Source organism: Geobacillus sp. LEMMY01 (genome assembly GCF_002042905.1).
Lineage (GTDB): Bacteria > Bacillota > Bacilli > Bacillales > Anoxybacillaceae > Geobacillus > Geobacillus proteiniphilus.
Genome location: NZ_MVKA01000075.1, coordinates 1 through 1,850 on the forward strand (window position 1 = coordinate 1; position 1,850 = coordinate 1,850).

Annotated in this window: 3 protein-coding genes and 1 pseudogene; 1 reads left to right on the forward strand and 3 read right to left on the reverse strand. The window is 40.5% G+C overall.

Annotation, left to right across the window (positions count from 1 at the left end; all coding sequences use genetic code 11):
- Window positions 1–200, forward strand: a pseudogene (locus B1A75_RS19145) (IS701 family transposase); the annotation flags it as partial.
- 126 nt (window positions 201–326) lie between these two features.
- Here B1A75_RS19145 and B1A75_RS19150 read toward each other — a convergent pair.
- From B1A75_RS19150 to B1A75_RS19670, 3 genes are all read right to left on the reverse strand, one after another.
- A complete protein-coding gene (locus B1A75_RS19150) occupies window positions 327–887 on the reverse strand; it encodes an SCO family protein (protein WP_062677318.1) in 561 nt (186 codons plus the stop codon).
- A 247-nt stretch (window positions 888–1,134) separates the two neighbouring features.
- Window positions 1,135–1,515 carry a FixH family protein gene (locus B1A75_RS19155; protein WP_047819299.1) on the reverse strand — a complete coding sequence of 127 codons (381 nt, stop codon included), beginning with the start codon at window positions 1,513–1,515 and terminating at the stop codon, window positions 1,135–1,137.
- 242 nt (window positions 1,516–1,757) lie between these two features.
- The coding region (locus B1A75_RS19670; protein ID WP_139761784.1) for a UPF0236 family protein at window positions 1,758–1,850 on the reverse strand (93 nt) is incomplete at its 5' end.

Genomic DNA, 1,850 nt, shown 5'->3' on the forward strand with positions numbered 1-1,850 from the left:
ACATTCGGGCGGTGAAACGGTATTGGGCGGTGGTGCTGCTCTCCTGCGTGTACAGCATCGCCGAATCCCAACAAAACCTTTCCGCTGGACTGGAGCTTCTTCGATCACGGAAAGGCCACAGCGTCGTCGAGTTCATTTATGACGCCGCGAAGCAAGATATTCCCATTGATGTGATCAAAAAACAGCTCCATGTCGCCTAAGGGGTACCCTGTTTGTCTGTTGGGTTATGGAAATTATTGTAATGAAAAATGCTCATCTACAGTTAGTCATAAAAAAGACTGACTGAAAGGCCGCTTTTAGCGGCCTTTTGAGTCAGCCCTCTCTTTTTACTGTAAAGCCTTAATATGTTTAATAATCTCTTCATAAGGAACATTACTTATACCACTGTAATATTTCACGATTTTCCCTTGCTGATCAACAAGGTAAAAATCGGTACCGTGAATGACTTGATCGCCTTGTTTTGGCTTTTGTACAATAGCTTTAAAGTTTTTTCGAGCAAATGTTTCGATTTCTTCCTGACTGTAACCAGTAAGGAAGTGCCAATTTGACAAATCGGCATTAAATTTTTTAGCATATTGTTTTAATATTTCCGGGTTATCATTTTCCGGATCAACACTAAAGGATACAAATTCGACATCAAGTCCTTCCTCTTTCACCATATCCTGCAACTTCGCCATATTCGCTGTCATTGGCGGACAGACGGTTTCACAGTTGGTAAAAATAAAATCAGCGACCCATACTTTTCCTTTTAAATCTGACAAGCCAAATGACTGACCATTTTGGTCCGTAAATGTAAAATCATCTACCGGCCAATTTTTGGCGTCCGGAATCGTTTTTCCGCACGCGGCTAGCAATACGATGGAAAGAAGAAGCAACATTCGTTTCATCTTTACCTTCACCTATCCTCTCTCTTCGTTCGTATCATACATGATCCTGAGTACTCCGGATCTGATATAAATCGAAATAATCGGCGTCATCTCGACAATATCGATATGCGAATATCCCGTCGCTTCTATAAGCACTGTTTCAGCCGTTTCAGTCATGCTTGCGTATAGCATGGACAATCGCCACCGCCCGCGAGGAACTTTAGCTTGTCCATAAATTGATAAGCTGAAGTTTCTTTAGTGAGTTTTTTTACTTTACAATTACTTCGTTTTTAGGCATATTATGCATTCCTCTAGCCGTTGTGTGTGAAATGACATAGTACTTCCCTGTTTCTTTAAAGACATAAGTAGCCTTGTATTCACCATTTTTAGCGTGTTTCGCTTCAATTTTTTTATGTTGGTCTTTCGTTTGTCCTTCCTTCCAAATTTCAAATGTGACTTCATCAGCATCTTCTACTTTTTCTGTTCCTTGAGTAACAGTGGCGACTAATTCCACCTCTTTATTGACTTTTATAGTCTCTGGAATTGTTTTAAATTTTACTTCAATCAATTCTGGGGCTTCTTCTTTTTCCTGACTACACCCTCCAAGTACAAAAAGGCTTATTAAAGCCACCCCGAATAACTTTTTCATTTTTAACACTATTGAAAACCTCCTTAAGTAAGTAATGTCTTATATTATTTTACTTCATAAAATGGCTTTGTTCTGTTATGGAATGTGGCTAGAGTCAGTCAAGACTTTGTGGAGAACATTTTTTCGGTTCACTACGGGTGTTGTCAATCACTAGTTAGCGAACCATTTTCAGGAATTGATATCGTAAGCGCTTTCGGACTCTCATCCCTCATCTTGAGGTGATGATATTGTATTCCATTTTTTTACACCCAACCAAAATCCCGAAGCGCCGACAACGCTCGATGGATCGGCGTCCCGGATGACCGCTGCAGACACGGTAGATTCTGACGCACCAC